This is a genomic window from Extibacter muris, from assembly GCF_004345005.1.
GTDB classification, from domain to species: Bacteria; Bacillota; Clostridia; order Lachnospirales; family Lachnospiraceae; genus Extibacter; species Extibacter muris.
Genome location: NZ_SMMX01000002.1, coordinates 22,804 through 49,574, shown reverse-complemented (window position 1 = coordinate 49,574; position 26,771 = coordinate 22,804). Strand labels below are relative to the sequence as shown.

30 protein-coding genes are annotated in these 26,771 nt (G+C 50.1%); 6 read left to right on the top strand and 24 right to left on the bottom strand.

All coding sequences use genetic code 11. From position 1 onward, the window contains the following. Positions 1-190 precede the first annotated feature (190 nt). Positions 191-3,388: a carbamoyl-phosphate synthase large subunit gene (gene carB, locus E1963_RS02080; protein ID WP_132274669.1), complete on the bottom strand. Its 3,198-nt coding sequence runs from the start codon at positions 3,386-3,388 to the stop codon at positions 191-193. Further along, complete coding sequence (locus E1963_RS02075) at positions 3,388-4,458, bottom strand: carbamoyl phosphate synthase small subunit (RefSeq protein WP_132274666.1); 1,071 nt, start codon at positions 4,456-4,458, stop codon at positions 3,388-3,390. The genes carB and E1963_RS02075 overlap by 1 nt, the downstream gene beginning before the upstream one ends. A gap of 365 nt (positions 4,459-4,823) precedes the next feature. Here E1963_RS02075 and E1963_RS02070 point away from each other — a divergent pair, with 365 nt between their 5' ends. Further along, positions 4,824-5,045: a hypothetical protein gene (locus tag E1963_RS02070; RefSeq protein WP_145964150.1), complete on the top strand. Its 222-nt coding sequence runs from the start codon at positions 4,824-4,826 to the stop codon at positions 5,043-5,045. A gap of 56 nt (positions 5,046-5,101) precedes the next feature. Here the strand turns inward: E1963_RS02070 and E1963_RS02065 are convergent, their stop codons facing one another. Continuing rightward, on the bottom strand, positions 5,102-6,322 hold the full coding sequence (locus E1963_RS02065; protein WP_132274660.1) for a transglutaminase domain-containing protein: 1,221 nt from the start codon (positions 6,320-6,322) through the stop codon (positions 5,102-5,104). Positions 6,323-6,450: 128 nt separating this feature from the next. Here E1963_RS02065 and E1963_RS02060 point away from each other — a divergent pair, with 128 nt between their 5' ends. Further along, positions 6,451-7,716: a peptidoglycan-binding domain-containing protein gene (locus E1963_RS02060; protein ID WP_132274658.1), complete on the top strand. Its 1,266-nt coding sequence runs from the start codon at positions 6,451-6,453 to the stop codon at positions 7,714-7,716. A 26-nt stretch (positions 7,717-7,742) separates the two neighbouring features. Further along, positions 7,743-7,973, top strand: coding sequence for a hypothetical protein (locus tag E1963_RS02055; RefSeq protein ID WP_145964149.1), 231 nt, complete (start codon positions 7,743-7,745; stop codon positions 7,971-7,973). Positions 7,974-8,627: 654 nt separating this feature from the next. On the opposite strand, the gene rseP is transcribed toward E1963_RS02055, so the two are convergent. From rseP to E1963_RS02015, 8 genes are all read right to left on the bottom strand, one after another. Further along, positions 8,628-9,659 carry an RIP metalloprotease RseP gene (gene rseP / locus E1963_RS02050; protein WP_132274652.1) on the bottom strand — a complete coding sequence of 344 codons (1,032 nt, stop codon included), beginning with the start codon at positions 9,657-9,659 and terminating at the stop codon, positions 8,628-8,630. Between the two features lie 10 nt (positions 9,660-9,669). Further along, the gene (locus tag E1963_RS02045) at positions 9,670-10,812 is read right to left on the bottom strand and encodes a 1-deoxy-D-xylulose-5-phosphate reductoisomerase (protein ID WP_132274649.1); all 1,143 of its coding nucleotides are present in this window, start codon (positions 10,810-10,812) and stop codon (positions 9,670-9,672) included. A gap of 21 nt (positions 10,813-10,833) precedes the next feature. Continuing rightward, positions 10,834-11,631 (bottom strand): phosphatidate cytidylyltransferase, encoded by a 798-nt coding sequence (locus tag E1963_RS02040; protein WP_132274646.1) that lies wholly within the window; start codon positions 11,629-11,631, stop codon positions 10,834-10,836. Next, the gene (locus E1963_RS02035) at positions 11,624-12,340 is read right to left on the bottom strand and encodes an isoprenyl transferase (RefSeq protein ID WP_132274644.1); all 717 of its coding nucleotides are present in this window, start codon (positions 12,338-12,340) and stop codon (positions 11,624-11,626) included. The genes E1963_RS02040 and E1963_RS02035 overlap by 8 nt, the downstream gene beginning before the upstream one ends. A gap of 72 nt (positions 12,341-12,412) precedes the next feature. Next, positions 12,413-12,964, bottom strand: coding sequence for a ribosome recycling factor (gene frr / locus E1963_RS02030; RefSeq protein WP_132274641.1), 552 nt, complete (start codon positions 12,962-12,964; stop codon positions 12,413-12,415). A 20-nt stretch (positions 12,965-12,984) separates the two neighbouring features. Continuing rightward, positions 12,985-13,680, bottom strand: coding sequence for a UMP kinase (gene pyrH / locus E1963_RS02025; protein ID WP_132274638.1), 696 nt, complete (start codon positions 13,678-13,680; stop codon positions 12,985-12,987). Positions 13,681-13,759: 79 nt separating this feature from the next. Beyond that, the gene (locus E1963_RS02020; protein WP_132275321.1) at positions 13,760-15,085 is read right to left on the bottom strand and encodes an MATE family efflux transporter; all 1,326 of its coding nucleotides are present in this window, start codon (positions 15,083-15,085) and stop codon (positions 13,760-13,762) included. A gap of 374 nt (positions 15,086-15,459) precedes the next feature. Then, positions 15,460-16,206: a GntR family transcriptional regulator gene (locus E1963_RS02015; RefSeq protein ID WP_132274635.1), complete on the bottom strand. Its 747-nt coding sequence runs from the start codon at positions 16,204-16,206 to the stop codon at positions 15,460-15,462. Positions 16,207-16,479: 273 nt separating this feature from the next. Here E1963_RS02015 and E1963_RS02010 point away from each other — a divergent pair, with 273 nt between their 5' ends. Further along, positions 16,480-16,983 carry a GntR family transcriptional regulator gene (locus E1963_RS02010; protein WP_243117533.1) on the top strand — a complete coding sequence of 168 codons (504 nt, stop codon included), beginning with the start codon at positions 16,480-16,482 and terminating at the stop codon, positions 16,981-16,983. Positions 16,984-16,988: 5 nt separating this feature from the next. Beyond that, on the top strand, positions 16,989-17,174 hold the full coding sequence (locus E1963_RS20350) for a hypothetical protein (RefSeq protein WP_243117532.1): 186 nt from the start codon (positions 16,989-16,991) through the stop codon (positions 17,172-17,174). Between the two features lie 54 nt (positions 17,175-17,228). Here E1963_RS20350 and E1963_RS02005 read toward each other — a convergent pair whose 3' ends face one another. The 10 genes from E1963_RS02005 to E1963_RS01960 form a co-directional block, all read right to left on the bottom strand. After that, positions 17,229-18,215, bottom strand: coding sequence for a hypothetical protein (locus tag E1963_RS02005; protein WP_132274633.1), 987 nt, complete (start codon positions 18,213-18,215; stop codon positions 17,229-17,231). Between the two features lie 174 nt (positions 18,216-18,389). After that, positions 18,390-18,611: a hypothetical protein gene (locus tag E1963_RS02000; RefSeq protein WP_132274630.1), complete on the bottom strand. Its 222-nt coding sequence runs from the start codon at positions 18,609-18,611 to the stop codon at positions 18,390-18,392. 21 nt (positions 18,612-18,632) lie between these two features. After that, positions 18,633-19,418, bottom strand: coding sequence for an InlB B-repeat-containing protein (locus E1963_RS01995; protein WP_132274627.1), 786 nt, complete (start codon positions 19,416-19,418; stop codon positions 18,633-18,635). After that, positions 19,415-20,140: a hypothetical protein gene (locus E1963_RS01990; protein WP_132274624.1), complete on the bottom strand. Its 726-nt coding sequence runs from the start codon at positions 20,138-20,140 to the stop codon at positions 19,415-19,417. The genes E1963_RS01995 and E1963_RS01990 overlap by 4 nt, the downstream gene beginning before the upstream one ends. 9 nt (positions 20,141-20,149) lie before the next feature. Beyond that, the gene (locus E1963_RS01985; RefSeq protein WP_132274621.1) at positions 20,150-20,401 is read right to left on the bottom strand and encodes a hypothetical protein; all 252 of its coding nucleotides are present in this window, start codon (positions 20,399-20,401) and stop codon (positions 20,150-20,152) included. A gap of 115 nt (positions 20,402-20,516) precedes the next feature. Next, positions 20,517-21,140, bottom strand: a complete 624-nt coding sequence (locus E1963_RS01980) for a prepilin peptidase (RefSeq protein ID WP_132274618.1) — start codon at positions 21,138-21,140, stop codon at positions 20,517-20,519. Between the two features lie 21 nt (positions 21,141-21,161). Continuing rightward, the gene (locus E1963_RS01975; RefSeq protein ID WP_132274615.1) at positions 21,162-22,130 is read right to left on the bottom strand and encodes a tRNA dihydrouridine synthase; all 969 of its coding nucleotides are present in this window, start codon (positions 22,128-22,130) and stop codon (positions 21,162-21,164) included. A gap of 84 nt (positions 22,131-22,214) precedes the next feature. Continuing rightward, entirely contained in the window at positions 22,215-23,045 is an 831-nt protein-coding gene (locus E1963_RS01970; protein ID WP_132274612.1) for an MBL fold metallo-hydrolase, read from the bottom strand. 3 nt (positions 23,046-23,048) lie between these two features. Then, complete coding sequence (locus tag E1963_RS01965; protein ID WP_243117531.1) at positions 23,049-23,339, bottom strand: DUF1330 domain-containing protein; 291 nt, start codon at positions 23,337-23,339, stop codon at positions 23,049-23,051. 68 nt (positions 23,340-23,407) lie between these two features. Then, complete coding sequence (locus E1963_RS01960) at positions 23,408-23,986, bottom strand: TetR/AcrR family transcriptional regulator (protein WP_132274610.1); 579 nt, start codon at positions 23,984-23,986, stop codon at positions 23,408-23,410. A 180-nt stretch (positions 23,987-24,166) separates the two neighbouring features. Here E1963_RS01960 and E1963_RS01955 point away from each other — a divergent pair, with 180 nt between their 5' ends. Beyond that, complete coding sequence (locus tag E1963_RS01955; RefSeq protein WP_132274607.1) at positions 24,167-24,583, top strand: DUF2000 domain-containing protein; 417 nt, start codon at positions 24,167-24,169, stop codon at positions 24,581-24,583. A gap of 42 nt (positions 24,584-24,625) precedes the next feature. On the opposite strand, the gene E1963_RS01950 is transcribed toward E1963_RS01955, so the two are convergent. The 3 genes from E1963_RS01950 to E1963_RS01940 are packed head-to-tail and all read right to left on the bottom strand — an operon-like array spanning position 24,626 to position 26,762. Then, on the bottom strand, positions 24,626-25,237 hold the full coding sequence (locus E1963_RS01950) for a formate/nitrite transporter family protein (RefSeq protein WP_132274604.1): 612 nt from the start codon (positions 25,235-25,237) through the stop codon (positions 24,626-24,628). A 24-nt stretch (positions 25,238-25,261) separates the two neighbouring features. Continuing rightward, positions 25,262-26,119 carry a bifunctional 5,10-methylenetetrahydrofolate dehydrogenase/5,10-methenyltetrahydrofolate cyclohydrolase gene (locus E1963_RS01945; protein ID WP_132274602.1) on the bottom strand — a complete coding sequence of 286 codons (858 nt, stop codon included), beginning with the start codon at positions 26,117-26,119 and terminating at the stop codon, positions 25,262-25,264. 16 nt (positions 26,120-26,135) lie between these two features. Further along, positions 26,136-26,762 carry a cyclodeaminase/cyclohydrolase family protein gene (locus E1963_RS01940; RefSeq protein WP_132275318.1) on the bottom strand — a complete coding sequence of 209 codons (627 nt, stop codon included), beginning with the start codon at positions 26,760-26,762 and terminating at the stop codon, positions 26,136-26,138. Between the last annotated feature and the right edge of the window lie 9 nt (positions 26,763-26,771).

Genomic DNA, 26,771 nt, shown 5'->3' with positions numbered 1-26,771 from the left:
CCCACTTTCGCAAATCATCTATACTGAAAGATATTCTACAATATTTTCCGCCTTATGTGTAGTAAACCACAAAAATTCAATAAATTTAACTTTTGCCCCCACGTTCCAAAACGCAACATCGCATTTAGGTACAGGGCAAAACGCAATTGGGGACGTAACCCTTTTGAAAAAAATCACGTCCCCAATTTAACTATATCTTTGCTATATCTACCAATGTCAGTTTTCTTATATCTGTATTTTCGAGGCTGGTGATAAGTGCTTCTGCGGTATCTATCGCAGTCAGTACGTTGACTCCGGTCTCTATCGCATTCCTTCTTATTATGAAGCCGTCTTTTGACCGGTCCGCACCTTGCGGCGGGGTATCGATGACGAGGTCTATCTTATGGCCGAGTATCAGATCCATAAGGTTCGGGGATTCCTGTTCTATCTTGTTGACCGGATTGGCCTTGACCCCTGCCTTGTTCATTGCCTCTGCCGTACTGCGGGTGGCGAAGATGCGGTAGCCGATCTTCTCGAAGCGGCGCCCGATCTCTACTGCATCCGGCTTGTCTTCATCCCGTACGGTTATTATCATATTTTTGTGCTTCGGCAGCTTGATGCCCGCACCCAGGAACGCCTTATACAACGCTTCGTCAAATGTCCTGGCTATGCCAAGGCACTCTCCTGTGGACTTCATCTCCGGGCCGAGGCTGATGTCCGCCCCGCGAATCTTCTCAAATGAGAACACCGGCATCTTCACCGCATAATAGTCTGCCTCAGGCTGAAGTCCCGGCGTATACCCAAGGTCTTTCAGCTTATGGCCGATGATGACTTTCGTGGCAAGCGGTACGATCGGTATGCCAGTCACTTTGCTGATATAAGGCACGGTCCGGCTGGAACGCGGATTAACCTCTATGACATAGACATCTTCTCCGCACACGATAAACTGGATGTTGATCAGTCCGATGACGTGCAGCGACTGTGCCAGCTTCCGCGTGTAATCTTCTATCGTCTGCTTCGTTTTTTCAGAAATGCTCTGCGCCGGATAGACGGAAATGCTGTCGCCGGAGTGGATGCCTGCCCGTTCGATATGTTCCATGATTCCCGGTATGAGGATGTCCTCGCCGTCGCACACCGCATCAACTTCTATCTCCTTGCCCTGCAGATACTTGTCCACCAGAATCGGATGGTCCTGTGCTATCCGGTTGATGATTCCTATAAATTCGTCGATATCGTGGTCATTGATGGCAATCTGCATGCCCTGCCCGCCAAGTACATAGGAAGGTCTTACCAGCACAGGATAGCCGAGGCGTTTTGCCACTTCTTTCGCTTCTTCCGCCGTGTATACCGTCCCGCCGGTGGGCCTTGGAATCTGGCACTTTTCGAGAATCTCGTCAAACAGTTCCCTGTCTTCTGCCGCATCTACATTCTCAGCAGACGTTCCAAGTATCGGGACGCCCATCTTCATCAGCGCCTCCGTAAGCTTGATGGCGGTCTGGCCGCCGAACTGCACCACTGCCCCGTCCGGCTTCTCCAAATCTACGATACTCTCTACATCTTCCGGCGTCAGCGGTTCAAAATACAGCTTGTCTGCAATGTCAAAGTCCGTGCTCACCGTCTCTGGATTGTTATTGACGATGATCGTCTCATACCCTTCTTTGGCAAATGCCCATGTGCAATGTACAGAACAGAAGTCGAATTCAATCCCCTGTCCGATTCGTATGGGGCCTGAGCCAAGTACGAGCACTTTCTTCCGGCCGCCTGTCTCTTCCACTTCATTTTCACTTCCGAACACGGAGTAGTAATACGGCGTCTCTGCCGCAAACTCGGCCGCGCACGTATCTACCATCTTATAGGACGCAGTAATCCCGTATTCATGCCGCATGTCATGAATCTGACGTTCCGTGTTGCCGGTAAGCCTTGCGATGACATTGTCCGGAAATTCCATCCTCTTTGCCTCACGAAGCACCTCCGCAGACAGTGACGTATTCTGAAGCCGCTGCTCCATCTCGACAAGGATGGCAATCTTGTCGATAAACCATCTGTCTATCTTCGTCACTCCGTGGATCTCATCGTACGTCAGACCCTTGCGCAGCGCCTCTGCAATCCTCCAGATACGCATATCATCGACCTTCTCCAGTTCTTCCAGCAGCTCTTCTTTCGCCAGTTCTGAAAAGTCATATGACATGAGGCTGTCTACGTGCTGTTCCAAGGACCGGATGGCCTTCATCAGCGCGCCTTCAAAGTTGTCACAGATGCTCATGACTTCTCCGGTCGCCTTCATCTGCGTCGTAAGCGTACGCTTCGCGCTGATAAACTTGTCAAACGGCAGCCTTGGAAGCTTCACGACACAATAATCAAGCATAGGCTCAAAGCTTGCATACGTCTGCTTCGTGACCGCGTTCTTAATCTCATCCAGCGTGTAGCCGAGCGCTATCTTGGCGGCCACCTTGGCAATCGGATAGCCTGTCGCCTTAGAAGCCAGCGCAGAGGAGCGGCTTACACGAGGATTCACTTCGATTACGCAGTATTCAAACGTATCAGGGTGCAGCGCGTACTGGACGTTACATCCTCCTGTGATATTCAGTTCACTGATGATGTTCAGCGCAGAAGTCCGAAGCATCTGATACTCTTTATCTCCGAGCGTCTGTGATGGGGCCACTACGATACTGTCGCCGGTGTGTACACCGACAGGATCGATGTTTTCCATATTACACACCGTGATGCAGTTGCCGTTGCCGTCGCGCATCACCTCATATTCGATTTCCTTCCAGCCCGCGATACAGCGTTCTACGAGCACCTGGCCCACACGTGAGAGACGGAGTCCGTTTTCCAGAATCTCCACAAGCTGTTCCCGGTCCTTCGCGATACCTCCGCCGCTGCCGCCGAGCGTATATGCAGGGCGCAGTACGACCGGATAGCCGATTTTTTCCGCAAACTTTACGCCTTCTTCCACATTTTCCACTACAAGGGAGGCCGCACATGGTTCTCCTATCTTCTCCATCGTCGTCTTGAATTCCAGACGGTCTTCTGCCTTCTTGATCGTCTCCGAAGTCGTACCGATAAGACATACGTTATTTCTCCTCAGGAAACCATTCTCATCCAGCTCCATGGCAAGGTTCAGGGCCGCCTGCCCTCCGAGCGTCGGCAGGACGCTGTCCGGCTTCTCTTTCAAAATGAGCTGTTCTACCACTTCAACAGTCAGAGGTTCGATATAAACGCGGTCCGCGATGTCCTTATCCGTCATGATAGTGGCGGGATTGGAATTCAAGAGGACGACTTCGATCCCCTCCTCCTTGAGAGAGCGGCATGCCTGCGTCCCCGCATAGTCGAATTCTGCAGCCTGTCCGATGACGATAGGGCCGGAACCTATCACGAGCACCTTCTTAATCTCTTTATTTCTAGGCATTATTCTGCTCCTTTCATCATATCCATGAATCTGTCAAACAAGTAGCCGGAATCTTGAGGTCCCGGACACGCCTCCGGATGGAACTGCACGGTAAATATGTTCTTTCCGGTATACGCCAGGCCTTCGTTCGTCCCATCGTTTACATTGATGAACGCCTCTGTAGCAACCGAAGAATCCAGCGATTTCGCATCCACGGCATATCCGTGATTCTGGGAAGAGATGTACACTCTGTTGCTGCTCAGGTCTTTGACCGGATGATTTCCCCCGCGGTGCCCATACTTCAGCTTATATGTCTTTCCGCCGTTGGCAAGCGCCATAAGCTGGTGTCCGAGGCAGATAGCAAAAATCGGAATATTCGTATTGTACAGCTTCTTGATTTCTTCAATGGCAGATACGCAAGTCTCCGGATCTCCAGGACCATTTGACAACATGATTCCGTCCGGATTAGAATGAATGACCGTCTCAGCTGGCGTGTCGGCCGGATAGACAGTCACTTCACACCCTCTTCGATTTAAAGATCTGGCAATATTATGTTTCGCCCCGAAATCCATAAGTGCCACTTTCGGACCGCTGCCTTCTAAGATATAAGCTTCCCCGCAGGTTACTTTAGACACGACATCACCTATCGAATAGGCTTTTAACTTTGGAATGATTTCATCCAGATCGAAGTTTTCATTCGTCGTAATCATCCCATTCATCGTTCCCTTTTCCCTCAGAATCTTCGTAAGTGCACGGGTATCCACCCCTGCGATTCCCGGAATATCCTGGCTTTCCAGGAATTCCTGTATGGAACCCTCACACCTGAAATTGCTCGGCATCCTGGACAGTTCTCTTACGATATATCCGTCCGGCCACGCCTTCTTTGATTCCATATCCGGCGTAATGCCGTAATTGCCGATGAGCGGATAGGTCATGACTACGGCCTGTCCGGCGTAAGAAGGGTCGGTTAACACCTCAAGATACCCTGTCATCGAGGTATTAAACACAATCTCGCTGATCATGTCCCTTGTAGAACCTATGCTGATTCCGGTAAAGACGGTTCCGTCCTCTAATATAAGAAATGCTTTCATATATCCACCCTTTCCCTTCCTTATCTGTATGTTATGATGATGGGGCAAAAATAATTTTCCCCGTGATACCACGGATTGCCGCACACGATGCGCTTATGGCAGAATAAAAGGCAGTGTGTGCAAGCACAACCGCCTTCCCCATATGCTGCTGACAATCTTTGTCTGCACAAATTGTAAAAATTATACTACAGTTTCCGAGTTTTTTCAACTAAAATCATTTTAATTTTTAAGGCAGATATTTCTCACTTCATTACAAGATTAGTAATTTTGCAAAAAGTATGCTATAATAATAAATGTAACCGCTGTTTGCTTAATAATTTAATTTTTTCAAACGGCTCTTTAGTGGAAGAAAGTATGGTGTAAAAATGTATAAGGTTAATGAATGGCTTAAAATGTGGAAAGGCATAACGATTGAAAAGATGCGGAAGGAGCATGACGGCAAGAGCCTGAATGCCAGCGATGAGAGTAATCTCAAGCGGGTGCAGGACTGTATTTCATCCGAGTTCTCCGCCGTTTTCCAGACGACAAAAGATAAGATAGTCGACAGGATAATGCACTCTCTTGATACGGATCTGATAACTTTATAGACTTGCAAGGGCAGATAAAATCCCTTACGTTCCTCGGGAACGTAAGGGATTTATTATTATTCATACTGCCAGTATATCGTAATCTTATTAAGTTCTGCTTCATCCATATACTTATATTTGACTTCTGACAGGCCATACCAGTCCGCCATGTTCTGCGCAGCCCGCTTTATCTGGCTGCCGAATATATCTTCGCGGGCCTGCTCATACAGACGGCTGTCCGCAAATTTAAAGACGACCGGATTGGCTTTTGCGGCTATCACGTCATTCATCGCGCTAAGCGCCTGCTCTCCGTCATATGAGGTATAATACATGTCATTGACGGCATAGTAGTTGAAATCCATCTTGACGCAATCCGGCAACGGAACCTCCGTGTCCGGGGTATGCGTCTTTTTCAGCTCCTCATCGTCACAGCACATATAATCATAGCTGATGTAGGATGGATCTATCTCTCCGCCTTCAGACGCCTGGAACACAGGATCCCCCCATGTAGTGTCCACATAATAGTAGTCTCCCTCACATTTGACGAGATTCCATGCATGGCTCTGCCCTCCAGATGTCGTCCCCGTGACATAGGTGCAGAATACGCCGAGCCTCTCCAGGAGGTACTGCGTAGCCTTCGAGTATCCCGCGCAGACAGATCTTTTATTTACGAACACGCTGTATATGTTCTGGTTGTCTTCGGATGCAATATCGTAATCGACCGTATCAACGATATATTCATACACATACAGAATCTTATCATAATCTGCCGCATTTTCCCCGATACCGGACAGGCAGCCATTGACAGCCCTTTCAATTTCAGCTTTTTTCTGTGCTTTTTCTTCTTCTGTGTAAGAGTATACGGGCTGCAGAACTGTGTAGGTCTCCTGGCCTTCATAGGACGTACTTTTTGTCGTGCCGTCACACCAGAATATCTCCGGAAAGTCCTTCAGGACATATTGGAATATTGCATTCGTCCTGTCTGCATCCGCCGCATGCACGTAGATCTCTTCTACATTCAGCTTGACTCCTTGTGCAATCTCTTTATATGCAGTCCTTTCATCCTCGTCCAGCTGCTGATAGTAGTATTTCTGCGCCAGTTCTTCATCTGTTATTGATATCTCCTGAAACGGAATCTGCTTCGTATTGCCAATCCCTTTTGCCACACCTTCCGCCAGCCCTTCTTTAACACCTTTGCCAAGAAAACCTCCCGACGCAGCCAGCACGACGATGCAGACAATTGCAGACAGCCCGATGACAGCACTTAGGCATCCTGATCTTCTCTTTCTTCTTCCCATGCCTGCTCCTTTACTGTTTCATATAATTATATTCAATTCTATATAAATGCACAACCTTTAATCTGTTGTAACTTTTACGGTTCTATTCACATAAGATAACAGTAACAGAGTCTCTACGAGGTACTGACATGAATGAAATGAACCCGAATCTGCCTGACACACCTGATAAAGGACGGCTTAAGATTAGTATCACATCCGAAATTACGTCCTTTCCCGTCAATGACGCTACCATATCCATCTCTTATACTGGTGTTCCTGACAGCCAGCTGGAACAGCTGAATACAGATGCCTCCGGACAGACGGATACTATCGAACTGGCTGCTCCGCCTTTGGAATATAGCCTCAATCCAGCTATTGAGGAGCAGCCTTATTCGGAGTATACGCTTCAGGTCGAGGCGCCTGGTTTTGAACCGATCAGCATTGCCGGCACAGAGATTCTCCCTGACGTCACAGCGCTGCAGAACATACAGATGCGTCCGATTGTCGAGCCTGAAAGTAGAGAAAACGTATTTGTTATACCTGCACACACATTATATGGTACTTATCCCCCCAAAATACCGGAAGAGGAAATAAAGCCGATGGACGAGAGTGGTGAGATAGTCCTGAGCCGGGTCGTCGTTCCGGAATTTGTCGTTGTCCACGACGGTAGTCCAAGGGATTCGACTGCCCAAAACTATTATGTCAAATACAAAGACTATATTAAAAACGTGGCTTCCAGCGAAATCTATGCCACATGGCCAGCGGACACGATACGGGCAAATATACTTGCCATCATGTCATTTACCTTGAACAGGGTATATACAGAATGGTACCGGAACCAGGGATATGATTTTACTATCACCTCTTCTACTGCCTTTGACCACAAATGGATTCCTGAGCGGAATTTCTACGACACGATTTCTGTTATCGTAGATGAATTATTTGCCGGCTATCTTTCCAGGCCGAATGTACGGCAGCCTATCCTGACCCAGTACTGTGACGGACGCCAGGTACAGTGTCCGAACTGGATGACCCAGTGGGGAAGCAAGGCGCTCGGCGACCAGGGATATACTCCTATCGAAATTCTTCGTTATTATTACGGGGATGACATGTACATCAACACGGCGGAAGCCATCTCCGGCATACCTTCTTCCTGGCCCGGCTATATACTGGAAATCGGCTCTTCAGGTGACAAGGTCCTGCAGATGCAGGAGCAGCTCAATGTCATAGCAGGTGCTTATCCTGCCATTCCGAAGATAACCGCAGATGGCGTATACGGTCCGGCCACCGAGGCCGCGGTCCGCAAATTCCAGTCCGTATTCGGGCTGCCCGAAACCGGAACCGTAGATTACAGGACGTGGTATAAGATATCCGAGATATACGTAGGAGTCTCCAGAATAGCGGAATTGCAGTAATTTGGAGTTTTGTAAACCAGACGCCGATGGGAAGGTATGGGGCAGATGCTCCGATGCGTCCGGGAACTGCGGCTATCACACAGATTCCTAAGCTTGTGGGATGTTCCCCGATAGCGGCTCTCTCCCCACAAGCCAAGGAATCTGGTGAGGATTCTCCGTCCCCTCCCGCTTACACCTTCGCATCTGTCCCATACCTCCCCATCGGCTATCTACTTTACTGCCATGGGCGAGGCCGGCTGTGCGGCGCTGCCGTCTGATGGAAGTGCTTTGGTTGTGTCAGCATAGTGATAAAGGGCGAAGCAAGTTGAAAACGCTTGACGACGAGCATATATATCAGTCGCAGATTTATGCCGCATATATTAAGCCCGTTACATTGTTTCACTCATCTTACGCAGCCAGCGGTCATCCGCTGGCCAGTAACGCCACACAGCCGACCTCGCCCTTGTCAGTGAAGTAGATAGCGGGCGGAGAGCCGGGTGGGAGATGCGCAGGTGCAAGCGGAAGAGGCGGAGAATCCTTTCCGTAGCCCTTATCCTACAGGATGTAAGCCGCTATCGGCGCGCATTCCGGAGGGTTAGGGATACGTGAAATAGTCGGAACCTCGTACGCATCGGAGCAGATGCCACCCGGCTCCCCGCCCGCAGCCTAATTTACTTAAACTCCCATTTTATTAACAATATCTTCAAAATTTAAACACATATTTCTCACATTTACCTCTTATACTAATAGTTGTTCAGAAGAACAAACTTAAAATTCTTTTTCATAACTTTTCCTAAAGGACTGCACCTCCCAATAAAGCAGTCCTTTTAAAATGCCCTTTTTCATTTAGGTACAGGGCTATCCTCATTTCGGTACACCACAAAACTTAATTAGGGACGTAACCATTTTCAATTTGGTTACGTCCCTAATTATTAAAAAAACACGCGTCTGATGTCGTTGTACATGACGAATACCATCAGTGCCATGAGGAGCATGATGCCTGCCAGATGCACGTAGCCTTCTTTTTCCGGCGGTACGCGCCTTCCTCTTATCATCTCTATAAAGAGGAATACGAGCCGCCCTCCGTCCAGTGCGGGCAGGGGGAGCAGATTCATGACTCCCAGGTTGGCGGACAGCAGGATGGATATATTCATCAGCTGTGCCAGGACGATGAGGAAACCGTACGATTTGCTCTGCTGGTACGTGCTGTCCACGACGTCCACGATTCCTACGGGGCCTGACAGCTGGTTGATGCCTATCTGGCCGGTCACGAGCATCTTCAGGCTTTCCATCGTGGTGCATATCCAGAACTTCACCTCATACATGCCGTACTGCAGCGCGGTCCCGATTTTGGCCTTGGTGTTCGAGCCTCCGCCGATTCCGATACGGTAATAGTCCTTCTCTTCATCCAGCTTGGGCGTCAGCGTGGCTGTCTGCTTCTTACCGTCATGGATGTAGGTTACTTCTACTTTCTCGCCCTGGTGGAACTGGTTGTAAAAGTTGATCTCACGGAATATGTTGATCTTCTTATTCCCCATCTTCACAATCGTATCGCCAGGCTCGATGCCGGCCTCCTGGGCGGGGTAACCGCTGTCGACACTCTGGACGACAGGTTTGTCATATCCTACCATCCCAATCAGGATGACGGCAAACACGAAGGCCAGTATAAAGTTGAATACAGGCCCTGCCGCAATGACGGAAATTCTCGCCCACACAGGCTTGTTGTTAAAATTGCCAGGTGAATCCGTCGCCTCCTCATCTTCTCCCATCATACAAGAACCGCCCAACGGAAGCAGCTTTATACAATATCTCGTTCCTTTATACTCTTTTGATAACAGCGTAGGCCCCATCCCGATGGAGAATTCTTCCACGTCGATGCCGTTTTTCTTCGCAAGGGAGAAATGCCCGAGCTCGTGGAAAAATACAATGAAGCTGAAAATGATAATCGCAAATATGATACCCAAAACTTATGTCTTACCTCCTGCTTTCAATCCGCTCATAAGTCGCCTTCTCCGTGTCCAGTATCTGCTCAAGGGTCGGGTCATCCACATTCTTATGGGCTTTCATACAATCTTCTATAATCTCTATAATCTCCAGATACTTGATTTCCCGGTTCAGGAACTGCTTCACCGCCAGCTCATTTGCCGCGTTGAACACGGTCGGAAGCGTTCCGCCCGCCCGTCCCGCGTCATAGGCCAGCTTAAGCCCGTAGAAAGTATCCATATCCGGCTTCTCAAAATCCAGCCTGCCAAGGCTCCAGAAATCGAGCCGCTCTCCCGGCAGATTTCTCCGCTCCGGATAGTACAGCGCATACTGTATCGGAAGCTTCATGTCCGGGGTTCCAAGCTCTGCCATGATAGCGCCATCCACGTATTCTACCATCGAATGGATAATGCTCTGCGGCTGGACGACGACCTGTACCCGGTCCACATCTACGCCGAACAGCCACTTCGCTTCTATAACCTCCAGCCCTTTGTTGACCATGGTCGAGGAATCAATCGTAATCTTCTGCCCCATGCTCCAGTTCGGATGCCTCAATGCATCCTCCACCCGTATATCAAGCAGATCTTCTTCCCTCTTTCCCCGGAAAGGGCCGCCGGATGCGGTCAGCAGTATCTTGCTGACCGCCTTCGTCTCATTTCCCCTGAGCGATTGGAATATCGCGCTGTGCTCGCTGTCAACGGGAAGGATGGACACATGGTTCTCCTTTGCAAGCGGCATGATGATGTGGCCCGCGGTCACAAGCGTCTCTTTGTTGGCAAGCGCAATATCCTTTCCGGCTTTGATTGCCTCCACCGTAGGACGTATTCCTATCATGCCGACAATCGCTGTCACTAGTATCTCCACATCGTACATGGTTGATACTTCGATCAGTCCCTCCATTCCGTACGTTACCCTGATGTCCGTATCCCGGAGCTTAGCGCGCAGTTCTTTCGCCTTCTCTTCTGTCCATACGGCTATGAGCTGCGGACGGAACTCCCTTGCCTGCTTTTCAAGAAGTTCCACATTCCCGCCTGCCGCCAGTCCAAGAACTTCTATATCCCTGTTTTCTCTAACAACTTCCAGCGTCTGTGTTCCAATCGAACCGGTGCAGCCCAATATGGCAATTTTCTTCATAGGATACCTCTTTCATTTATATTATGCAAGAAATGTTGCAAGATAGTATATAATCGGTGCCGTAAATATGACACTGTCGAACCGGTCCAGGATCCCCCCATGGCCCGGAATCAGATTTCCATAATCCTTGATATCATGGTTTCTCTTGATGGCAGATGCAGCCAGGTCGCCAACCTGCGAAATGGCGCCGCCTGCGCCACATATAATGCCGTAATAGGCAGGGCTGACAGACATTCCGGCCCAGGCGTTGACGCCAAGCGCCAGCAGCACGCCGAGAAGCGCCGCGCCGACAATGCCGCCGATGCCCCCTTCTACCGATTTCTTCGGACTGAGCTTCGGTGCCATCTTATGTTTTCCTATAAGCATGCCGACACAATACGCACATGTATCGCATCCCCAGGAACTTAAAAAGATGAGGCATACAAGCACCGCGCCGTCTTCCAGCATCCTAGTCTGATAGATATAAGACAGCATTACAGCAACATAGAAAAATCCAAAATAAATGGTCGTCACCTGTTCCGCCCTGTACGCAGGGAAGGAGAATACATACACGCCCATGACAAGCACAAGGAATAAGATAGAAAGCATGGTCATATATCCAAGGCTGCCCGTAAAGAGAAGAGCATAATATAAGACCGCCGCAAGATAACCGGCTGCCCCAAGCCATCTGTTGTGTACCTCTGCCACTCTGTACAGCTCTTTCAGACCGATCAGGCTGATTGCTGCCAGAAACAATACGAGCACGTTCCCGCCATATCCGACTACGGCTGCCAGCACGATTACCAGCACGATACCGCTTAACAGTCTTGTCTTAAACATCTTGTTCCTCCTTCACTCCTCCGTAACGTCTGTCTCTAGCATTATATTGCGCGACAGCTTTTACCAATTCCTCTTTTGTAAAGTCCGGCCACAATACGTCCGTAAAATAAAACTCCGTGTAGGCCAGCTGCCAGAGCAGATAATTGGAAAGCCTCTGCTCCCCGCTCGTGCGAATCAGCAGGTCCGGATCCGGAATATCATGCGTGTCGAGATAACGCTCGAACACCGTCTCGTCGATTTCCTCCGGTCGAATCTTACCTGAGACGCAATCCTCAGCCAGCCTTCTTGCCGCCCTTGCCATCTCATCCCGGCTTCCGTAATTGATGGCGATCTGAAAGTTGAGACCCTTGTTATCCTTTGTCGACTCCACCAGCTCTGCTATGCGTCCCCGTATATCATCGTCAAGGCGGACAAGATCTCCGATTACCCTTATCTTCATATCATTTTTAGCCGCTGTCTTCAGGCAAGTCTTCATGTAATTCCGAAGCAGCTTCATAAGTGCGTCCACTTCATCCTTGGGACGGTTCCAGTTCTCTGTAGAAAATGCATACACCGTCAGATATTTGATACCCATGCGGTATGCCTCCTCACAGATCCGCTCCACATTCTTGCTCCCCTGCACATGCCCGTAATTGCGCGGCATACCCTTTGATTTCGCCCAACGTCCGTTTCCATCCAGAATGATGGCAACATGCTGTGGTACCTTCATGAACCAATTCTCCTCTCGCATACGAAAGACAGGTACCGTTCCTGTAAAACCGGTACCCGTCTCCACTTACTGTTAAACAGTCATCACTTCTTTTGACTTCGCTTCTACTGATTTGTCCACTTCCTTTATAAACTTATCTGTAAGCTTCTGAAGTTCATCTTCCAAATCCTTGATCTCATCTTCCGAAACTTCAGAACCCTTCAGCTTCTTCAGAGTATCGTTACCGTCACGTCTGATATTGCGGATGGCGACCTTTGCGTTCTCGCCCTTCTTCTTCACGTCCTTAGCCAGCTCCTTCCTGCGCTCCTCTGTAAGTTCCGGGAACGCAAGGCGGATTGCTGAACCGTCATTTGTAGGATTGATGCCAAGGTCGGAGGTCATGATCGCCTTTTCAATCTCCTTCACCATGCTCTTCTCCCATGGCTGGATGTGAATCATGCGCGCCTCAGGTACCGAAACGTTCGCCACCTGCTGGATCGGCGTCGGAGTCCCGTAATAATTGACCATAATCTTATTCAGCAAGTTCGGGTTGGCACGGCCGGCACGGATTGCCGCCAGTTCCCCATCGAGGCTTGCGATTGTCTTGTTCATCTTTTCCTCATATACTTTCAACTTTTCATCCATAATATACTTTCCTCCTTCTATTAGACCGTTACTTTCGTACCTGTAAATGTACCAGACATCGTCTCCACGATGCTGTTCTCTTTGTTCAGCCCGAACACGAGCATCGGCATCTTATGTTCCAGACACAGGATGGACGCCGTCAGATCTACCGCCATCAGCTTCTTGTCGATAACTTCCTGGATAGATATCTCGTCATATTTTTTTGCCGCCGGATTCACCTTCGGGTCACTGTCATAGATGCCGTCTATCGCTTTCGCGAGAAGCATCGCGTCCGCTTCTATCTCAATCGCCCTGAGCACGGCCCCTGTATCGGTAGAAAAATAAGGATGGCCGGTCCCACCCGCGAAGAAGATGACCTTACCTTCTCCCAGCGCATCTAACGCCGCATCTTTTGAAAATAAAGTAGTGAATGCCCCGCACACAAACGGAGTGAACACCTCGGTCTTCATGCCCGCATAGCGGAAAATATCCGACACATAGATGCAGTTCATCACCGTGGCCAGCATCCCTATCTGATCCGCCTTCACCCGGTCTATCGTCCCGCTTGTCCTCCCGCGCCAGAAGTTGCCGCCCCCGGTCACGATCGCAACTTGGACGCCGTCATCCACAAGCTGCTTCACTTGGCGCGCCACGCCCATGCACGTCGCCTCGTCGAACCCGCTCTTCTTATCTCCCGCAAGGGCTTCTCCGCTGAGTTTCAACAATACTCTTTTCATAGGTTTTGCTCCTTATTCTGTTATCATATTCATGCCTTCGCATACTTGTTTCAAGTATAACACAGGTTTTTAAAAAATGCTATATCTTACGTTTCATTATGGAGAAATACATACACACCAAAAGCGCCCCCGCCAGAAGCCACGCCGCTGGGCTGGCAAGGCAGATTCCAGCATAGCTTCCAAAACGCGACGCCGTAAGCGCAGCAGCGCTTCTGCCGACAAGTTCCGCGACACCTGCCAGCATTGGAAGCATGCCGAAGCCCATACCCTGAATGCCGTTCCTGAATACGTTCACGAACACGAGCGGAATAAATGAAAGCCCCACGCATTTCAGATAGATATCCACATACGCTGTTATCTCCTTTACGTTCTCCGACACGAACAGCACGGTCATATACTTGCCTGCAGATATGATGACGGCGCCGGTTATCGCAGCATAGATGATGCCGATCCATGTCGCCGAACGGAAGCCGGCCTTCACACGGTCCAGCTTCTTTGCCCCTGTGTTCTGGGCGCAGTATGTTGCCATCGTCGTTCCGATCGCCACGTACGCCTGAGTGACGATCTGTTCAATCTTGTTGGCTGCCGCGAATCCGGCCACGGCTACCGACCCCAGTATATTCAGGGCAGACTGCACGACGATTGTCCCGACTGCGGTAATCGAAAACTGCAGCGCCATTGGGATTCCTATTTTCAGCTGCCATTTTGCGAGACCTTTATCCATCTTCCAATCTTCCCGGCACGGGTGAAGTTCCGGCATCTTCCTTATGATATAGATGAGGCAGAGGACACCCGACACTCCCTGGGAGATTACCGTAGCGTACGCCGCTCCCGCAGCCCCCATCCGAAATACGATGATAAATAACAGGTCGAGGAAAATATTTAGAACCGCCGCCAGTATGAGAAAATAAAGCGGCCGTTTGCTGTCCCCTACAGCCCTTAGTATGCCTGCAAGCAGGTTATAGAGCACCTGTGCCGCGATACCTCCGCAGATGACCATGATATATCCGTACGCTTCCCGGTACATGTCAGAAGGCGTGTTCATCCAGTTCAGGACATGTTTCATCATCGCCATGCTCAAAACGGTAATCAGGACGGAGACCACCGCAGAGAGGACCGACGCGGATGCCACAGACTTGCGGACCGCCCCCATGTTCCCGGCCCCGTAGTGCTGGGCAGTAATTACGGTAAATCCCGCAGTGAGGCCGAGAAGGAATCCCAGTATGAGGAACATGAGCGTACCACACGCTCCCACGGCAGCCAGCGCCTCATTGCCCACAAACTTCCCTACTATGACAGTATCCACCATACTGTAAAGCTGCTGGAAGATATTTCCGATAAAAATAGGTACCGTGAAGTTCAGTATAATCTTAGCAGGTCTCCCCACTGTCATGTCTCTTTCCATCATTCTCTGCCTTTCTCCTTGCGCAAACTTCAAACATTATATAAAATATAGCTCTTGTTTTCAATATCCTATCTGACGAAAATAACCGTCCCGCAATGCGGTATATCGTCATATCTTCCTCACACACGGCACTGTTTTTCGTTGACGCCCCTATCTCATTATGTTATAATATAATTATATTCTTTTGACTTTGTACATAACCCGACGCCCGCGGATAACGACCGGCCGCTCGCCTCGCTGAACCCTCACTCTTCCCATCGATAAGGCACTTGTCTTTGTCTTCATCCATATAGCAATTCATCATTATATCGTAATGATATTACATATTCAATATTTGTAAAGGAAATTCAAGAGAATTTCCTTTGGCTATACGTCTATATATTCACATCACAACGGAACACATTTCTGTCACCCCTGAACTTGGCAATAGAATACTCGATCGGTTTCCCGTCTGCCGTGTAAGTCACTGATGTCGTCAGCTGAATCGAATCCCCTTCTTTGATACCGAGCAGTTCTGCCTCGCTTTCCTCGGCGGAGACAGCTTCCAGCTCCCTGACCGCTTTCACCGGAGTCGTCTCTGCCTCCTTATCGAGGAACTCATACAGCCCTGTCTTGTTCATGTCCATATCCAGCATACCTCTGCAGCAGATGGGAAGATATGCATCGGCCAGGACATTCGGCTCATCATTTACAAACCGCAGCCTGCGCAGATGAATCACATCCTCGCCTTCCATCAGCTGAAGCATCTTGCTCACGAGATCATTTGCCTTTATGACCGACAGCTCCAGCACCTTCGTCGTCATCTTGACATTCTGTGACTGCAGCAGATTGTGGGAAGCCCGGATAACATTTGTAAAATCTTGTATTACTCTCTTTTCAGCAACGAAAGTGCCTTTACTCTTGATGCGGTAAAGCTGCCCTTCCATTACCAGTTCCATAATCGCCTGTCTGGTTGTTGTCCTGCTGATTCCAAATATATCACTTAGCTCCAGTTCTGTAGGAATCATATCGCCCGGTTTCAGTTTGCCCTCCCTTATCATATCCAGTATAATCTTCTTTAACTGGTAGTACATCGGCACCGGTGTGTTTTTATCGATACTCTCTTTTGAAAACTGATTCATATTTGATATCCTTTCTCTAACTCAACCTTACCCTTTTATATTATTCTATTTCACTGCAAAAGGCAACGTATATTTGCAGGGTAATTCACTTACTTACCGGCTCCTTTCCGTTAATGCGGTTTAATTCTCTTGACCTCTTTTTCGATTAATAATATTATAATAATATAACATAATTATATTTATATTAATAATCAATAAACTATGAGATAGGAGTTATCGTATGTTGACAAATCGACACCCGTGCCACTTTATTTCCAGCTGAAACAGCTGATCATGGAAGAAATCAAAAACGGCACCTATAAAGTAGGCGGAATGATACCGACTGAAAAAGAACTGAGCGACACTTTTCTGATCAGCCGTACCACCGTGCGCCAGGCTATCACGGAACTGGTGCAGGAGGGATGGCTCTACCGTATCAAAAGCAAAGGTACTTTCGTCTCACAGCCTAAGATAAGCCAGGACTTCATCAAAAAGCTGGAAAGCTTCAACGACCAGATACTCAGGGCCGGCATGTCTCCCAGTACCGAAGTGCTGAAGCTCGAAGTACAGAAGGCGACAGCGAAAGTGGCCGCGAGCCTCGACTTGAAAGATAAGGAAGCCTTCATATATCTTCGCCGCAAACGGCTTGCAAACGGAGAGCCGATTGTCGCAATCGAGACCTGCCTGCCCTATAAGGACTGCAGCTTCATCCTGTCGCATGATGTGGAAAAGGAACTGCTGTACAGTATACTGAACAAACCGAAAGATACGAGCGTCTTCCGCGTAGCAGAATCGTAGAAGCCGTGGAAGCCGATTCCCGTGATGAACAATATCTGGATATAGAAAAAGGAAAACCAATCGGTCTCCATGCCCGGTGCGGCATAGCCCATGGAGACGGTCAGCTTGACGTCCCGGCCGTCATTATGCTTCTTGATGCAGCTCCCAAGCAATCTGCGGCATTCATCCTCTCCGAGATATGCACCTTTTAACAGGATGACAAATTCGTCTCCTCCGATACGGTGTACGGTTTCCAATGCCCGTCATCATATCTTTATAGGCCAGCTCCCGCAGCACTTCCGACCGGGCCGATTCTTCAGATACTTCCTGGAATTTATGTATGGCAAGCATGATGAGAATCGAGAGGAAAATAAAAAATCCGATATCCTGGATGCATATGCCACATTCTGTACCAGAAAATTAAAGATATAGCCTGTTACCAGAATGCCGAACACTTTCCGGCTGTACTCGCATACGAGCCGGATGAACAGCAGCAGCGGCACGGGCATAAGCATGAACAGCTCGAAGGACAGCACCATCAGCATCTGGCTGTCGTCAAATAGGAGCTGTGGCAGTCCGGAATCAGTAAAAACCCAGGCGGCCGACAGAAGGGCAAACAGTCCAAGAAAGAAGAATAGCATCGGGGAATCCTCCGCTTTCTTGACATGCTGCCAGAGCGACATGACCAATATGCACATGCCTGACATGGCCGTTATCACACAGAATAAGAAGGCCCACAGATTATCGGCCAGTATGCCGTCCGCCATCTCTCCCGCAGTAGTAAGATACCCCTGCTGCAATACAGCCTTTCCTGTTTTTTCCGTATTGATCAGATGTATCTCAAGCTCCTGTCCGCCGCTGCCTGCAGGCAGCCTGATGCGTGCCTCCATAAAATATGAAGAATCATGATTCATTCCATATTCATAAAGTGGCTCCCCATTCAGCGTCACTTCTATCTTCTGATATACGTTTGGCAGTACAAGAACCGAATCGTCCTGAATATCATCGGGCAGTCTATAATAAAAATAACCTTCTTGACCTTCTGTACGGTAAGGATATGATCTGACTTCTTTTCTCCCGCCGTCTTCCAGGCAGCTTACACCTGTGTCCATATATCGTTTTTCCGCTTTTACAAGCCGCATGCTGTCATCTTTCCCTGACCGGACGGCAATTGCCATAACGACAAGAAATGACACTGCTGCAGCGATACAGATAATCCGGGCGGGCAGCTTCTTTTTTTGATACAGATCCATACAAAGTACCCTTACGTTATTTCTTAAATTATTATTATAGCATAAATCGTTCATCTGATGATGAAAATACTTCATTATTACCTATTTAGTAACATTAGTACTGCTGCGAAAGGGAAGCGGGAACGGGAGGCCGTATGATATGCCTTCCGTTCCCGCTTCCCTTTTAGATACAGATTATCTCATATGGGCAGATGCTTCCTCTATCGCAAAGTATCGAAGCTGCTTTTTCTTCCTGCTTCTGATATAGAACAGTTCCAGTACGAAGACTGCCAGGATTATGAAGAAATGAAGGACACACCGGCTCTGCACCGGTGTCTTCCCGCCATCAGCAAGAGGCACTTCTTCGTCCTCACTCTGCACCGTCTTCTGATAATCTTCAATCGAGTCTGCCGGCATGCCGAAGCTGTAAGGACGGCTCTACCCGCTGAAGCGAAAGCCCCTCCTGACAGGCTCCGGATCCGGTATAACCGTGCTGCCGTATTCATGCAGAACAGGCATCCCATATATCTCGCCGTCAACCATATACGTGACGGAATAGCTGTTGATATCATAGCTTCCCTCGACAATGATATCCGCCGCAGGCATCGTCTCAGGAAGGGCATCTATCTGCCAGCCGCCGAACGAATATCCTGTCTTCGCAGGAGCTTCTTTGAGTTCTCCTGTCTGTTCGCCGTACAGATAAGTATCTGGTTCTGCGATACGCTGCCCATCCGGCTGCTGATAGATCACCTGGTAGCTTTTCCGGTCATAATACAGCTTTAATACAAGCTCTTCCTCTGCGCTTACGGTGCCTGCAGCTTTACTGCCTTCCGCGTCCGGATTGTAGTCAAACCCTTCAAGATCAGACGGCACCGCCGTCACCTCTTCTCCCGTTTTGCCATTCTTATCTTCGACAGCATTGGCATCCAGGACATATGTTCCGTCCAATCCTTCTTTATAATGCTCTACCCGGTAAGGCGTGTCGCCTCTGGCCACGAAACTGCCATAGATAGTTATGTCTTCATCCGGCATGTCAAAATCCTGCTTCACATTCCATCCGTCAAAGTCATAGCCCGCTTTTACAGGAACTTCCCGCAGAGTGACGTGAGCCCCGTATTTATACGTCTCTTTTACCGCGTCAGCCCTGCCGTCGATCTCATATGACACTTCATGGACATTTCTGTCAGAGTACAGCCTCAATACGAGGCTTTCCAGGCCGGTCACAGTGCCTTCCGAAACAGTCCCCTCTGCGTCCGGGTTGTAAGCATATCCTGTATACTGTGCCTGCTCTGCCTTGCTTTGAACAATGCCGGCTCCACCTGGATATGGATATCCGAATCCGGTTCAAAATAAGTGAAGTTAAAATCATTGCATACGTATGCACCTGTCTGTCCGTTACCGCTCGTTCTTAATTCTGATATTACGCTGCCTTTGGCAAATGCAACCGGTTCTGTCCTATATGTCTTTCCGTCGCTGCCCTTCGTAAGCTGATATGCGTTCTGGAACTGTCCGGCCACCTTATACGTAATCGTATAATTGCCCTCAGGAACTGCTGCCCTGCCACTTCCGGAAGCGCTCAGCGCACTTGCCGCCCCGGCACCGGCAGCAAAAGATATCTCGACGACTTTATCTTCTGTAATTTCCCGAATCTCATATGTAGATGCGCCATCTTCTGTTCCTGTGGCATCGAGCGCCGTACCGTTGACCGTCACCTGCCCAATCACATATCCGTCGTCGGCCCTGACTTCCAACGTTACAGAGGACGCTTCCTCTACCTGCCTTTCGTAATCCCCTGACAAATCCATTTCTGCCGTTTCACCGGCGGCCTTCATTACCGCGCTGCCTGGGGCGTAATCTGCCGCCTTGACGGTCACGTTGTGCTGCGCCACGTCAGGCACGTCTTCTCCACCTGCATCCGGGGCTGCCGTCTCCGGCTGCGCCGGCACGGGTTCCTGCTATGCCGGCTCCTGCCCCGCCGCGCTGTCCGTCTGTCCGGATGGCTCCGGCCGGGAGTCTGTCACCTCCACGTCCACCCCGTCTGAGCTGAACTTCTGCTGGCCGGTCTCAACCGTGCTTTCCGCCTGTGCATCCTGCTGTTCTCCCTCGATCTCATTCGCCTTGAGCTCGCTGCCCATCGAATAGACCACATTGGCCCCGGGGAGAGCCACGGCCAGAACAAGTGCCAGCCATTTCTTAAATCTTTTCATATTATATTACGCTCCTAATATCCTAAATCGTAAACTTGATGATCACGCTCTATAATAATAAGACAATGCCGGAGCTTAAAACGGCTCACAAATACAATAAGAATTTATAGCTGTTTTATGATACATACCACTCTATCACCCGATTGCCCCATATGATTCCCACCAGCATACCTATACAGAGGAACGGACCGAAGGCAATGACATCTCCTATCTTCCTCCTGCCGGCGACCATCCCGTACACGATGCTGCCGCCTGCCGTCAGAACCGCCGCTGCCGCCGATACGGCTGTAACCTTCCATCCGAGAAATAATCCGCAGGCAGCCATCAGTTTGATATCACCACCTCCAAAAGAACCTGGCACGATAAGGGCAATGACAAGAAACGGCACGCTGACACAGAGGCTTCCGGCGGCTCTTTCCCAGACGGACAGGCCGGGAAGCGTCCATACCGACAGGAATGCCAGAATCATGGCAGCCGCCCAGCATATGTCCGGAATCTCTCTGTGATACAAGTCAGTAAGCGTAACTGCTGCCAGTATACATAAAAACCCGAACATGGTCAGGCAGGCACCTGTCCCCTCGTACCGATGCAGGCAGTACAGTATAGCTGCCGCACCTGAAGCGCGGCAGAGCCACGCATGCAGAGATCCGTTCAAAGCTCTGCCTCCCCGGGTACAGCATCGTTCTATGATACGGAATACAGCGGCCCCGGCGGCCGCTGCTGTAACAGTACAGATCATATGTATCCGTGTCTCCTTCCCCTAGCTGCTCCTGTCTACCGGCTCCCTGACCGGCTCCTGTGCCCGGCACTCCCGAAACAAGGCATCGACTGCATCTTCATAGGCGGCAAGCCGCTCCGATTTGCGTATCTTCTTCGCATGTTTCTTACTGTCCGGGAACAGGTGGATCATATAGCACCACAGTTCCTTCATCTTGAATAGGATGACTTTGTCCCCGGAGAGCACTTCTCTGTAACCGCTGTACACTCTGTCGTGAAACCTTCGTATCCGCTCCTGATCCAAAGCCTCTCCTCTTTCTGCCGACTCTATCAGCATCGGATTGACAAGCATCCCTCTTCCGAGCATCACCTTATCTACGCCCGGGAAGCGTGCCCGGAACACTTCCAGGTCCTTTACCGTAAATATATCCCCGTTATAACACACCGGGCATGCGCTCATCGACAGCGCCTCAGCAAATACTTCCAGATTGGGACTGTTCTTATAGAAATCCTGCTGCGTCCTCGGGTGGATGATAAGTTCCTTTAAGGGATATTGGTTATAGATTTCCATGAGCCTGTGGAATTCTTCCGGGCTGTCCCTTCCAATCCTCGTCTTGACCGATATCCCCGCCTCTGTCCTGTCGAATATCTCATACAGAAAACGGTCCAGCTCCTGGGGCTTTGCCAGAAAACCAGATCCCCTGAACTTGGACACGACAGTCTTGGACGGGCAGCCAAGGTTCAGATTAATCTCATCGTATCCAAAGTCTTTCAGCTTCTTCGCCGTCAGGATAAAGTCATCGGCATTGTTCGTGAGAAGCTGTGGTACGACGCGCATCCCCTCGTTATGTTCCGGAAGAATGTCATTTCTTTCCCTGGAACTGAGCTTTCCATGCTGATTTGGCGCGATAAATGCTGTGATATATTTGTCAATGCCAGGAAAGAACGCCTGGAATGCATTGCGGTGTATGTAACCGGTAATCCCCTCCATCGGGGCAAAATAATACTTCATGAATCATCCTCCCATCCCCGCCACCTGCTTCCTGCATCCTGCTCTGATGCGGAGATACAGACTATTATACCTGTCCGGTGCCTGTTATTCAATACAGGCTTTTATACTTGCCGCAAATAATGGGTTCGATGCCAGGTGTTTCCAGCCCATATGTGCCTTGACCATCTCCATTTTTTCTGCTTCTGTCCTGTCCGGATACAGCTCCTCCACCCGCAGCACACACTGCTTCAGCTTATCCAGGAGCGCTCCGCCCCTTCGGAGCGCTTCCGTCATCCCGCCGCCTTCATATATCTGGTCCCATGCGGGACAGCAATACCGTACATGTTCCAGTGCCTGTAATTTCTGAATGGATCGTATACTCTTGCTTATATCTGTAATAATCGGCAGATCATCCCGGACAGGTATGGCGTCTCCCGTAAAGGCCACACCTGCTTCTTCCAGTACATAGGATACCGAGCCGTCAGAATGCCCTGCCGTCTCAAGCACCCGTATCGTCACGCCTTCTGCCGGCCTGATGATGCTCCCTTCCCTGACCGGTCCGTCTACCGTAACGGAATCACCTGCCAGGGGATAGAAGTTAGGTATGGGCCGCGCTGCAAACTGTACGCCGATATCCTCTATCCATTCCCTCTCGGCCTCCGGCGCATATACCTCGCAGCCTGTAATCCTCCTGAGCGCAGAAGCCCCGCCGATATGGTCGGGATGGGCATGTGTCAGGAACAGTGCATCGATTTCGTCCGGACTTCGTCCTATCTGGCCCATGTACGCTATGATACTATCTTCACATCCCGCCACCCCGGCATCTATGAGACAGCACCGCCTGCCTGTGATGAGGTAGAGATAGACATACCTCTTGATCTGATCTGTCACATGAAAATCTATCCTGATCTGATGTACATTGCTGCATACTTCCATCTTCTACCCCTCCACGATAACTGCCCTGCTGTCCACAGAGTTCTCTCTCTTAGTTACGATCTTTTTATATGCTTCCGACTGCAGGCACCTCTCAAGATCCCTTCTGCTCTCCCACTCGATGACGATGACGCGTGCAGGTTTCCATCTCTCATCCAGTGATGTGACGTTATCGGAACGCACGATATACGTTCCTCCATATGCTTCAACGAGCGGTCTGACCTCCTGTATGTACTCGTCATATGCACCTCGTCCCTGATTCTTGTCTGTATATATCGTAACGATAAAATAGACCATTATTCTCCCTCCTTTATACAAGTGTTCACTTGCATCACCGTTATAAAAGAATGGTACCGGAGGTACCATTAGCTTTTCCGTATCCCGTCCGCAAATACACGGACGCTGTTGCAGATATACTTCTCTTTTTCAACCTGGGTCAGATTCGTTCCGAAGGATGCATGTAAGAATACAAATCCAAAGTTCATGGACAGGAACATCATCGCCAGGCTCTCGCAGTCACTTTCTTTTATCTTCCCTTCACCGGCCATCTTTTCCAGATACTCCGTCAGCACCTTCTTGAATACCGCCGGCACTTTTAATATGGAGTCCGCCGTATGTGGATATAGTTCCGGCGTCCGCAGCCCTATGGACACTTTTACCATGCGGGGCGTCACCTTCTGCATGTACGTTCTGGAAAAAGACAGAAGGTCGCTTAAGACGTCTCCGCTGTATGGAAAATCTTCCTCCGACAGGCATGGGTTCCACTCCGGCAATTCCATTGCCGACAGCACAATCTCTTTCTTTCCCTTAAATTTACGGAAAATCGTGCATTCGTTCACTCCTGCTTTCAACGCGATGTCTTTTGTCGTCGTCGAGGAATACCCCCGCTCCATGATAAGCGACATGGCCGACGATATGATCTTCTCCTGTGTATCGTCCTGCATGTGCATCACCTCCTCCGTTTATGCAAGCGCACACTTGCATATTACCATTTCTGATACGATGTGTCAACCGGCTGCTTCAAGGTGAATGTTATGCGGGGACAGGTGTCATATCTTACAAGAATCTTTTCTTGGTTTGTATTAAAATAGCCCAAGAACGGGAACCAGGAAAGGAAAAGAATAATGGAAATACAGAATCAAAAATGTGTCATGGTAATAGACGAAGCGCTTCCGGCCGGCATCGCTGCCAACACGGCCGGCATCATGGGCATCACCCTGGGAAGGCATATTCCAGAGGCCGTAGGGCCTGACGTACTGGATAAGGACGGCAGGACCCATCTCGGCATCATCGCGGTACCGGTACCCATCCTCAAAGCGTCCGCTGATAAGATCAGTGACATAAGAGAGCAGCTCTATGCCCCCGAGTTCTCAGACTTGACTGTCGTCGACTTCTCCGACGTGGCGCAGAGCTGCAACGTATATGATGAATTCATCGAAAAAGCGGCAGGCGCGGATGAATTTACCTATTATGGCATCGGAATCTGCGGAAGAAAAAAAGCGGTGAACAAGCTGACGGGAAGCCTCCCTCTGCTGCGATAAGCTATGCTTACCGGCGCGTATCGGCCTGCCCGTGGTATGCCTCTATTCTTCCGGCCTCTTTATCACCGGTATGAGCATGCCCCCCAGGCTGTTGCCCAGTGTCATAATCAGCAGATATCCGGCCGCTTTCGGCGACCATGCGCCGGCCAGCGTGAAATAGAACATATTTGCAACACAATGTTCAAAGCCGCACAGGATAAACACGCTGACACAGAGAAATAAGATCAGCGGGTTCCCCTTCTGTTTGAAACCGTCTACGGCGATAAACATAAGAAGGCCGCAGAAGATGGAGAGCAGCAGGATGCTGAAAGGTGTATCGTCAAGCTTCGTCCTGCAGATTCCTGTCGCTGCTTTTCGTATCCCTCCTATCCGTGTCATGAGCACGGCCTGCGCGGCAAGAGCGGCGCCTGCCAGATTACCGGCCCAGGTGACACAGAGCAGTAAGCCGTATGTCTTCTTATCCGTCTGACCAACAAGATAGCCTACTTTGCCGGTATAGAGATAGAGGCCGTTCAGCACGACCGCATACAGCCCTGCGGTAAAGAGCACAGACCCCAGTACCTTATGATCCAAAGAGAGATAGACCGTTCCCCCGATGCCGATGGACAATCCGGCGGCCGCCGCCAGAAGAAACATCTTCGTGTAACGTCTCATAGTTCCACCCTTCCGGAAGATCTTCTAACGGCTCCCACTTAAATATGCCGCTCCTCTTACGACATGCTTCGCCAGTACCGAAGATGTCACGCTGCCGACCCCTCTCGGTACCGGGCTGATATAAGATGCCTTGTCTTGTACAGCATCATAATCCACGTCACCGCAGAGACTTCCTTGTGCATCTACATTGATTCCTACATCAACCACGACAGCGCCGTCCCCGACCATGCCGCCGCTGACCATCTTCGCCTTGCCGGCAGCCGCCACCAATACTTCCGCCTCCCGGCACGTCCGTTCCAGTTCTTCCGTCCTCGTATGGCACACTGTGATCGTGGCATGCCGCTTCAGCAGAAGCATGGACAATGGTTTCCCGACGACCATGCTCCTTCCGATGACGGTCACTCTCTTTCCTCTCAGGTCTATCTTATAGTAATCCATCATCTCCATCACTGCCTCCGGGGTGCACGGCGCATAACCTGTCTCATCGCCGGTAAATACCTTGGCGATATTCACCGGGCTCATGCCGTCCACGTCCTTCATCGGATGTATCATCTCCGTGACCGGCTCTTCGTCCAGATGAGCCGGAAGGGGCCTAAAGAGAAGGATTCCGTGTATGTCCGGATTGTCATTTACTCTGCAGAATTCTTTCTCAAACTCTTCCTGCGTGATGTCTTCCGGCAGTTCCGTCACCTGGCATCCGATTCCGATGCCCTCCATCCTCTTCCTGGCCCCACGTTCATACGCCAGGTCGTCCGGCCTTGCCCCCACACGTACGATGCCAAGACATGGGAGTATCCCCTGTTCTTTCAATCTCTCTGTTTTCTTTACGAGGCGCTCCTTCATAGCCGCCGCTACGTCTGCCCCTTTCATCACTATGCCCATTGCCTTCCCTCCTGCCCTAACGGATATGTTCCAATACGCCGCCGTATATCTTTTCTTTCAGAATCCTGGCTTCCCGGATCAGCATATCTGCTTTCTCGTTCAGCTCCTCCGCCCGTTTTCTGTCCTTCATCAGCTTCGTATTGATGAATACATTCAGGGAGGCCCCATTAAGCGCCGCCTGGGCGAACAGGACCCCTACGCCTACGTCACTTAGCGCTATCCTGCTGCCTTTCTCACCGAGCACGCCAAGCAGGCATATCACTTCTGATACCGTCTCCATAATCTCAAGCGGCACGATGCTTGCATCGTACAATGCCTGTTCCAGCACTTTCGCCTTATCTTCTTTTTGCTCTTTTGTCTCTTTTGGCAGCCCGTAAGCTCTTGACAGAGGCTCGAACGCCTGCGCGTCCTTATCGGTAAGTTCCACCAGCCGTTCCCGCAAGAGTTCCAGCCTGGCTCTGACCGCGGCAACTTCTGCTTCCACATCCGCATACCTTTTCTTGCCGGCCGTCAGGTTCGCCACCATCATGCCAAGGGCGGCACCCAAGGCTCCCGCGGCTGCAGAAGCCCCTCCGCCGCCCGGCACCGGGGCGGCAGAAGAAAGAGCCTCGAGAAAATCCGTCGTCTTCATCTCCAGCATCATCATTCTTAT

What these genes read in the sequence shown, in the direction of transcription:
- carB (WP_132274669.1), bottom strand. Translation starts at nt 3,388, where the DNA reads ATGCCTAGAAATAAAGAGATTAAGAAGGTGCTCGTGATAGGTTCCGGC.
- E1963_RS02075 (WP_132274666.1), bottom strand. Translation starts at nt 4,458, where the DNA reads ATGAAAGCATTTCTTATATTAGAGGACGGAACCGTCTTTACCGGAATC.
- E1963_RS02070 (WP_145964150.1), top strand. Translation starts at nt 4,824, where the DNA reads ATGTATAAGGTTAATGAATGGCTTAAAATGTGGAAAGGCATAACGATT.
- E1963_RS02065 (WP_132274660.1), bottom strand. Translation starts at nt 6,322, where the DNA reads ATGGGAAGAAGAAAGAGAAGATCAGGATGCCTAAGTGCTGTCATCGGG.
- E1963_RS02060 (WP_132274658.1), top strand. Translation starts at nt 6,451, where the DNA reads ATGAATGAAATGAACCCGAATCTGCCTGACACACCTGATAAAGGACGG.
- E1963_RS02055 (WP_145964149.1), top strand. Translation starts at nt 7,743, where the DNA reads ATGGGAAGGTATGGGGCAGATGCTCCGATGCGTCCGGGAACTGCGGCT.
- E1963_RS02045 (WP_132274649.1), bottom strand. Translation starts at nt 10,812, where the DNA reads ATGAAGAAAATTGCCATATTGGGCTGCACCGGTTCGATTGGAACACAG.
- E1963_RS02040 (WP_132274646.1), bottom strand. Translation starts at nt 11,631, where the DNA reads ATGTTTAAGACAAGACTGTTAAGCGGTATCGTGCTGGTAATCGTGCTG.
- E1963_RS02035 (WP_132274644.1), bottom strand. Translation starts at nt 12,340, where the DNA reads ATGAAGGTACCACAGCATGTTGCCATCATTCTGGATGGAAACGGACGT.
- frr (WP_132274641.1), bottom strand. Translation starts at nt 12,964, where the DNA reads ATGGATGAAAAGTTGAAAGTATATGAGGAAAAGATGAACAAGACAATC.
- pyrH (WP_132274638.1), bottom strand. Translation starts at nt 13,680, where the DNA reads ATGAAAAGAGTATTGTTGAAACTCAGCGGAGAAGCCCTTGCGGGAGAT.
- E1963_RS02020 (WP_132275321.1), bottom strand. Translation starts at nt 15,085, where the DNA reads ATGGAAAGAGACATGACAGTGGGGAGACCTGCTAAGATTATACTGAAC.
- E1963_RS02015 (WP_132274635.1), bottom strand. Translation starts at nt 16,206, where the DNA reads ATGAATCAGTTTTCAAAAGAGAGTATCGATAAAAACACACCGGTGCCG.
- E1963_RS02010 (WP_243117533.1), top strand. Translation starts at nt 16,480, where the DNA reads ATGGAAGAAATCAAAAACGGCACCTATAAAGTAGGCGGAATGATACCG.
- E1963_RS02005 (WP_132274633.1), bottom strand. Translation starts at nt 18,215, where the DNA reads ATGGATCTGTATCAAAAAAAGAAGCTGCCCGCCCGGATTATCTGTATC.
- E1963_RS02000 (WP_132274630.1), bottom strand. Translation starts at nt 18,611, where the DNA reads ATGCCGGCAGACTCGATTGAAGATTATCAGAAGACGGTGCAGAGTGAG.
- E1963_RS01985 (WP_132274621.1), bottom strand. Translation starts at nt 20,401, where the DNA reads ATGAAAAGATTTAAGAAATGGCTGGCACTTGTTCTGGCCGTGGCTCTC.
- E1963_RS01980 (WP_132274618.1), bottom strand. Translation starts at nt 21,140, where the DNA reads ATGATCTGTACTGTTACAGCAGCGGCCGCCGGGGCCGCTGTATTCCGT.
- E1963_RS01975 (WP_132274615.1), bottom strand. Translation starts at nt 22,130, where the DNA reads ATGAAGTATTATTTTGCCCCGATGGAGGGGATTACCGGTTACATACAC.
- E1963_RS01970 (WP_132274612.1), bottom strand. Translation starts at nt 23,045, where the DNA reads ATGGAAGTATGCAGCAATGTACATCAGATCAGGATAGATTTTCATGTG.
- E1963_RS01965 (WP_243117531.1), bottom strand. Translation starts at nt 23,339, where the DNA reads ATGGTCTATTTTATCGTTACGATATATACAGACAAGAATCAGGGACGA.
- E1963_RS01960 (WP_132274610.1), bottom strand. Translation starts at nt 23,986, where the DNA reads ATGCAGGACGATACACAGGAGAAGATCATATCGTCGGCCATGTCGCTT.
- E1963_RS01955 (WP_132274607.1), top strand. Translation starts at nt 24,167, where the DNA reads ATGGAAATACAGAATCAAAAATGTGTCATGGTAATAGACGAAGCGCTT.
- E1963_RS01950 (WP_132274604.1), bottom strand. Translation starts at nt 25,237, where the DNA reads ATGAGACGTTACACGAAGATGTTTCTTCTGGCGGCGGCCGCCGGATTG.
- E1963_RS01945 (WP_132274602.1), bottom strand. Translation starts at nt 26,119, where the DNA reads ATGGGCATAGTGATGAAAGGGGCAGACGTAGCGGCGGCTATGAAGGAG.
- E1963_RS01940 (WP_132275318.1), bottom strand. Translation starts at nt 26,762, where the DNA reads ATGATGCTGGAGATGAAGACGACGGATTTTCTCGAGGCTCTTTCTTCT.